Here is a 7,866-nt window from a genome sequence, read left to right on the forward strand (position 1 = left end):
GAATCCATCTATTGATCCGTTGAAACACCTGATAACTTAGCATTTATAAAGTCACCATTCTTTTATGAAATACTAGCTACAAATTCGGCATTCGGAACTCGTAATTCGGAATTAATTCCCGAAATTTGTACTATGTCCGAAAGATACATTCACATCAAAGGCGCACGCGTCAATAACTTAAAGAATTTAGAAGTCAAAATAGAACACGGGAAGTTTACCGTCATTACCGGATTATCCGGTTCCGGGAAATCATCCTTGGCATTTGATACGCTTTACGCAGAAGGACAAAGACGTTACATTGAAAGTTTATCTTCTTATGCACGTCAATTCTTAGGGAAGCTGGACAAGCCTGAAACGGACTTCATCAAGGGAATTGCTCCGGCCATTGCAATCCAGCAAAAAGTCATTACAAATAATCCGAGATCCACCGTTGGAACAACCACTGAGATCTACGATTACCTGAAGATATTGTTCGCACGGATCGGTAAAACCTTCTCTCCTGTTTCAGGAAATGAGGTCAAGAAAGATACCGTGACGGACGTCATCAATTACATCGCAAGCTTAGAAAACGATATTCGACTATTAATTGCGGCACCGTTTCCTTCATTGGAAAAATACGGAATTGAGAAAACATTGAAATTGCTGAAAGAACAAGGATATGTGCGCATTATGCACAATCACGAACTAAAGCAACTGGAAGACCTGAAACCAAAAGACCTTGCCTTTTCAGATACCATCCAAATTGTAATCGACCGCGTCGTAACTCAGGCTTTGGACACCGATTTCTCCGGTCGACTGGGAGATTCGATCCAACTCGCTTTCATGGAAGGTCACGGAGATTGTTCGGTGATCCAAATGGGAAGCATGGAAGAACGAACTTTTTCCAATCGTTTTGAATTGGACAACATGACCTTTGTGGAGCCATCTCCTCACCTATTCACCTTTAATAATCCGTTTGGAGCTTGTAAAACTTGTGAAGGTTACGGTTCCATTATTGGAGTTGACCCGAACCTGGTGATTCCGGATGCAAGCCTCAGTGTTTACGAAGGTGCTGTTGTTCCTTGGAAAGGTGAAGTGATGGGCGAATACCTGCAAGAACTTGTTCAAAAGGCCCGGAAATTAGACTTCCCTATTCATCGTCCGGTAGAGGAATTGACAGAAGAACAAATGGATTTACTTTGGAAAGGAAATTCGGAATTCGGAGGAATCAATGGTTTCTTCAAATTCGTTGAAAGTCAATCATACAAAATCCAATACCGCGTACTTCTTTCCCGATACAGAGGAAAAACGGAATGTCCGGAATGTCATGGGACGCGCCTGAGAGAAGATGCCAATTACGTGAAAGTTGGCGGGATCAGTATCAAGGAATTGGTTCTGATGCCTATCGAGAATGCATTGACCTTTTTCCAAAATCTGGAAGTAGATCCGTTGGAATTGAAAATCACCAATCGGATTCTTCCGGAGATCACGCAACGACTTTCGTTCCTATGTGAAGTCGGATTGGGTTATTTGACATTGAACCGAGCCGCAAACACGCTTTCAGGTGGAGAATCGCAACGCATCAACCTGGCAACGTCATTGGGAAGTAGTTTGGTGGGATCCATGTATATATTGGATGAACCAAGTATCGGTTTGCATCCACGGGATACGGAACGATTGATCGGAGTCTTGAAAAAACTGCGTGATATCGGGAATACCGTAATCGTTGTGGAGCACGAAGAAGACATGATGCTTCATGCGGATGAAATCATCGATATCGGTCCGGCAGCAGGAAAATTTGGAGGTGAAGTCGTTTTCCAGGGGAAATTCGACGCGCTTAAAAAGAACAATGCCAGTCTTACCACACAATATTTAACGGGTGTTCGCACCATTCCTGTTCCAGCCAAACGCAGAGGCGGAAAAAATAAAATTTCCGTCATCGGAGCGAAAGAACACAACCTCAAAAATGTTTCTGTCGACTTTCCCTTGAATCGGATTGTTGCAGTTACCGGCGTGAGTGGTTCCGGAAAATCCACCCTGGTGAAAGAAATCCTGTATCCCGGAATCCGCAAATATTTAGGTCAATTCGGAGATCATCAGGGAAATGTGAAGCGCATTGAAGGGGATTTGTCTACGATTGCTGAAGTCGAATTGATCGACCAGAACCCAATCGGGAAATCATCCAGAAGTAATCCGGTGACTTATGTGAAAGCTTTCGATGATATCCGTGAATTGTTTTCCAGACAAAATGCGGCAAAACACAATGGCTACAAACCCGGATTCTTCTCATTCAACGTGGAAGGTGGTCGTTGCGAAATGTGCGAAGGCGAAGGAGTTGTAACGGTAAGTATGCAATTCATGGCTGATGTTCATTTAGTTTGTGAATCCTGTGGAGGAAGTCGTTACCGACAAGAAGCCTTGGAAGTTCATTACCGCGACAAGAACATTTCAGACATCCTGAATATGGATATTTCTTCTGCATTGGCGTTCTTTAAGGAAAACAAGGACAAACTGGAAGAAAAGATCATTCAAAAGATCCAACCCTTGGAAGATGTCGGTTTGGGTTATTTACAAATGGGTCAATCCAGCAGTTCACTAAGTGGTGGTGAAGCTCAGCGTGTGAAATTGGCTTCATTCCTGATCAAAGGTGCACAAAAAAGCAATAAAACCTTGTTCATTTTTGACGAACCGACAACCGGACTTCACTTCTTTGATATTGAAAAACTGTTGATTGCATTTAACCGCTTGGTTGACGATGGACATTCCATCATTGTAATCGAACACAACATGGATGTAATCAAAGCTGCAGACTGGATTATCGACATTGGTCCGGAAGGTGGACTTAACGGTGGAAACATTGAATTTACCGGTACTCCGGAAGAATTGGTTCAGGTGAAAAACAACTACACCGGAATTCACTTAAAGCATAAGTTGAAGTAGGTTTAAAGCATTTCTTTAAGCATGTTTTATCAATCGACGAAACTAGCATTTCATTCGACGAAATTAGCAAAGAACATAATCCATCTTTCGGAAGAAAGTGGAATCTGCTATATTCGTTCTATGATTACGAGGTTAAAAACAATTTGCTTCACACTATTTCTTGTTAACGGGCTACAATCCTGTTCTACGGAATCAGAAGTACACGACCAGACAGTTTCTTCGCTTTCCTCTAAGGACTATATCGCCGAAGAAGAAACGAATGGTCAAATGGCTTCGGCTGAGGATTTAAAAATTCAGTTTCACGGTTGTAAAGCGCATCAATAGAACCTTAACCAAACGAATTGAAACGATGGGTAACTAGTGTTATTCGTCGTTTTTTGCGATTAACAGCTCCCCTTCACTTTTCGCAATCACCGCAGATGCCAGGCAATTCCCCAATACATTCACTGAAGTTCTGGCCATATCCATCAACGCATCGATACCGAGTATGATTCCTGCTTTTTCGACACTGATTCCCAAATGCTTGTAATCCATCAAGGTAGTTGTCAGAATCACAAAAGATGCTCCTCTCACTCCTGCCACACCTTTACTGGTCAACATCAAAGTCAGACAAATAGAAATCTGTTGTCCGATAGACAAATCCACACCACTCATTTGAGCCACGAAAACAGTTGCCATGGAAAGATAAAGGGTTGTTCCGTCGAGATTAAACGAATATCCGGTTGGAATTACAAATCCTACGATCTTCTTCGAAATCCCGAATTTCTCCATGTTTTCCAAAGCTTTTGGTAAAGCTGCCTCGCTGCTCGCAGTTGCAAAAGCCACCGATATCGGTTCCGTTACAGCCTTCATGAATGCCCTGATCGGAATCTTGGACATCAATGCAATTGGAAGCAAGACCACTAAAACAAAGATGATCAAGGTGACATATAATGTGCCGACCAATTTCATCAGGTTCCCCAGAACTTCTGTTCCGGAATTGGCGACAGTGTAAGCAATCGAACCAAAGACAGCAAGCGGAGCCACATACATCACAATATCGGTAAACTTGAACATGACCTCTGATAGACTTTCCATCCAATTCAACATCGTTTCCTTGTGCTTCAGGTTTTGGACCAGGCTCAAGGCAATTGCAAAGATCAAAGAGAATACGACGATTTGCAATACCTGGTTCTCTACAATGGATTTAGCGAAATTCTCCGGGAAAATATCCACCAGGTGATCTTTCGGCTTTTCCAATTGTGCCAATAGCTCCGTAGATTTCTCCTTCATTTTTTCAGAAACTTCCACTTGTTGAACACCTTTCCCCGCCTGAGTGAGATTGATTGCAGCCAATCCCAGAAACAAAGCAAAGGTCGTGACAACTTCAAAGTAGATAATACTCTTCAATCCGATCCGTCCGACTTGTCTTAAACTACTATGTCCGGCAATCCCTACCACCAAAGTCGAAAACAACAAAGGAGCAACTAACGTTTTGATCAATCTTAAGAAGATATCTCCGAAACGTTTCAATTCAAGTGACATTTCCGGGAAATCCAAACCGATCTCCACTCCGATGATCATGGAAGAAAAAATCCACAATGAGAGCTTTTTACTGCGCATGGAATAGGCAATCAGCATCCCCATCAAAGCGTATTTCAGAATATGACCTGTCACAAAAAGTCCGTCTCCCCTCAAACGTTCAAAGTAAAACAAGGACGCTGTCAAAGCATATAATCCAATGTAGATCAATAAATTTTTACGTGTCTTGAAGAAATACCATCCTCCGATGCAACCGGCGACAATTGTTCCCGGAGCAATCAGGGTCATCGGATCAATTTCTTTATAAGTCACTTTTACTGCTACAAGAACAGCGTAAAACAAGGCTATTAGGATGCGGAGAATGAGCGTTTGATTGTTTTTCATGGGGAAATTTTAAACAAATTTTTGCAGTGAGCACAAATTTAACAGGATAATGGTGAAAACAAAACGGTTTTTTTTTCGAAAAAAAGTGAATAGATAGTGTTCGTCTAAGGAATATTTGTAATATTGCAACATCGTTATTAAAATCACATTGCTTTTCGCAAGTATTCATTCGAATACAAACAACTAGTCCAAAATTTTATATGAATAATAAAGACTTAGACGGTAAGTTATTACCAGAATTAAGGGAAATTGCTAAATCTCTTGGAGTTAAGAAAGTGGAATCATTCAAGAAAAATGAATTGATCGAGCAAATCCAGGTAAATTCGGCGAGTACTGCAACTACTACTGAAACTGAAAAAGCTCCGGCAAAGCCAAGAGCAAAAAAGGTCTCCGAGCCAAAAGCTTCAGAGACAGCACAGGCTGCGGCTACCGATCTGTTTTCTGCTGAAGCTCCAAAGACAGAAGTTTCATCTGATCAGGTCGAAAAGCCGAAGGAAAGACATACCCCTAATTCATCCAAAGAAAAACGCAAACGAATCTCAACCTCAGATGAGGCTCCTGCTGAAATCAAAGCAGATGCTGAAATCAAAGCGGAAGTTTCGACTCCTGAAGCAACTGAATCCGCCGCAGTAGAAAAAACGGCTGAAGTAACAACTACTCAGGAAGAGAAAACAGATAAACCGAAACCTTTCGAGCGTTTATTGAATAAAAAAGCTCAGAACCCGAATCAAAATCCGAATCAGAATAAACAACGATTCAACAATGCCCCGGGTGAAAATCAAAATAACCCGAACCAAAACGCTCCTCAAAATCAGAATCAAAATACCCCTCAAAACCAAGGGAACCAGGAGCGTCAGAACAATAACCAACAACGCAACCAGAATAACCCGAACAATCAGGGAAATCAGGAGCGTCAAAATAACAACCAACAACGCAATCAAAACAACCCGAATCAAGGGAATCAGAATCAGAATCGTCCACAACAGAATCAAGCTCAACAAGAAGAGAAAATTGATGAAGAAGCATACAACCTGGTTGGTATCGTTACCGCTGAGGGTGTATTGGAAGTGATTCAGGATGGTTACGGATTTTTGCGTTCTTCAGATTATAACTACTTGCCATCTCCGGATGATGTGTATGTTTCACAAAGTCAGATCAAATTATTCGGTTTAAAAACCGGAGATACCGTAAGAGGAACAATCCGCCCGCCAAGAGAAGGAGAAAAATTCTTCCCATTGGTGAAAGTGGATTCCATTAACGGAAGAGACCCAAGCTATATTCGTGACCGTGTTCCTTTTGAATACCTGACTCCATTATTCCCGGACGAAAAATTCAAATTGACGGGTCACAAGGACGAATCCATGTCCACTCGTGTAATGGATCTGTTCGCTCCGATTGGAAAAGGTCAACGTGGAATGATCGTGGCACAGCCTAAAACGGGTAAAACCATGTTATTGAAGGATGTGGCAAATGCAATCGCTGCAAACCATCCGGAAGTTTACCTGATCGTATTATTGATCGATGAGCGTCCTGAAGAGGTGACAGATATGGCTCGTAGTGTAAAAGCGGAGGTAGTTGCTTCCACTTTTGATGAGCCTGCTGACCGTCACGTGAAAGTTGCGAACATCGTATTGGAAAAAGCGAAACGCATGGTTGAATGTGGGCATGATGTGGTAATCCTTTTGGATTCCATCACCCGCTTGGCTCGTGCATACAATACTGTTTCTCCTGCTTCCGGTAAAGTACTTTCCGGTGGTGTGGATGCAAACGCATTACACAAACCGAAACGTTTCTTCGGAGCTGCACGTAAAATCGAAAACGGTGGTTCATTATCCATCCTTGCAACTGCATTGACAGAAACAGGATCCAAAATGGACGAGGTGATTTTCGAAGAATTTAAAGGAACAGGTAACATGGAGCTTCAGTTGGATCGCAAGATCTCCAACAGAAGAATTTATCCGGCTATCGATATTATTGCTTCCGGAACAAGACGCGAAGATTTATTAGTTGGAAGAGATGTTCTACAACGAATCTGGTTACTTCGCAAGTTTATTGCAGATATGAACCCGGTAGAAGCTATGGAGTTCGTAAAAGGACACATGGAGAACACCCGTTCCAATGAAGAGTTTTTAGTATCAATGAATTCATAAATTTCAAATCCTCTCGGTTCATTCGAGAGGATTTTTTTCTTTTATCACATGAGAATTTCTTTAAAAATTGCAATCCTATTTGTCGGTATCTGGTTCACTGGGAAAATGGTTTTCTTTAAAACTCAAATTTTACAAGATGAAGCTGGAGTAAAATACCAGGTTATGTGGAATATCCTTTGCTTGTTGTTAGCAATGTCAATTGGAACAATTGCAGAAAAAAGAAAAGAAAACAGACAGGAAAGCAGCGCATTGGGAGATATCAAAAACACGCTGGGCGGAGGAATGCTTTACACTGTCCTTGTAGCCGGATTGATCTATTTGTATTACGCTAAAATTGATCCTTCATACAATGCCTCACAACTAGCCAAAGCTGAAATGATGGTCAATAAAATGTTGGATGATCCGAAAGCGATGAAAAAACTAAGGGATACTCCTGAAAGTGAGGTTATGACAAGAGATGAAATTTATAAAAGTCAGATGGATAATTATAAAGCAATATTTTCACCCACTGCGACAATGACCATATCTCTTTTGGGAATGTTGTTATTATCAACCATTAATGCGATTGTTCTGACAGTAATCTTCCGACGAGTTCTATTTAAACAGCGTACACTTTAGAATTAAGCCTCAACAAAAACTCTTCGTGTTCTTCGTGTACTTTGTAGTAATATAAAAGCAACGAAGTTGCCAATCTGAACAACACTATCAGGCTATCAAGCACATCAAAATAATCCTCGTGTTCCTCGTGTATTCTAAGGTTTCGATATATCCAAATATTATCTCATTAAATTGACATACGGTTCCTCTCTTTTCAGCACAGCAAAGATCCGATAGACCATTTTGCAGGCAACAGCGTTGATTACAACCATTCGGTGTTTTCCTTCTTTGATCT

4 protein-coding genes are annotated in these 7,866 nt (G+C 41.4%); 3 read left to right on the top strand and 1 reads right to left on the bottom strand.

Features of this window, described 5'->3' with window-relative positions; translation table 11 throughout:
- Positions 1-132 precede the first annotated feature (132 nt).
- Positions 133-2,919 (top strand): excinuclease ABC subunit UvrA, encoded by a 2,787-nt coding sequence (gene uvrA, locus AAG807_RS05800; protein WP_341901542.1) that lies wholly within the window; start codon positions 133-135, stop codon positions 2,917-2,919.
- A gap of 363 nt (positions 2,920-3,282) precedes the next feature.
- Here uvrA and AAG807_RS05805 read toward each other — a convergent pair whose 3' ends face one another.
- Positions 3,283-4,824: a cation:dicarboxylase symporter family transporter gene (locus AAG807_RS05805; RefSeq protein ID WP_341901543.1), complete on the bottom strand. Its 1,542-nt coding sequence runs from the start codon at positions 4,822-4,824 to the stop codon at positions 3,283-3,285.
- A 200-nt stretch (positions 4,825-5,024) separates the two neighbouring features.
- Between AAG807_RS05805 and rho the strand changes: the two genes are divergently transcribed.
- Both rho and AAG807_RS05815 read left to right on the top strand, forming a co-directional pair.
- Positions 5,025-6,974, top strand: coding sequence for a transcription termination factor Rho (gene rho, locus AAG807_RS05810; protein ID WP_341901544.1), 1,950 nt, complete (start codon positions 5,025-5,027; stop codon positions 6,972-6,974).
- Between the two features lie 48 nt (positions 6,975-7,022).
- Complete coding sequence (locus AAG807_RS05815; protein WP_341901545.1) at positions 7,023-7,592, top strand: DUF4199 domain-containing protein; 570 nt, start codon at positions 7,023-7,025, stop codon at positions 7,590-7,592.
- Positions 7,593-7,866: the final 274 nt, after the last annotated feature.

This window comes from Fluviicola taffensis DSM 16823, from assembly GCF_943372375.1.
Taxonomy (GTDB): Bacteria; Bacteroidota; Bacteroidia; order Flavobacteriales_D; family Crocinitomicaceae; genus Fluviicola; species Fluviicola taffensis_A.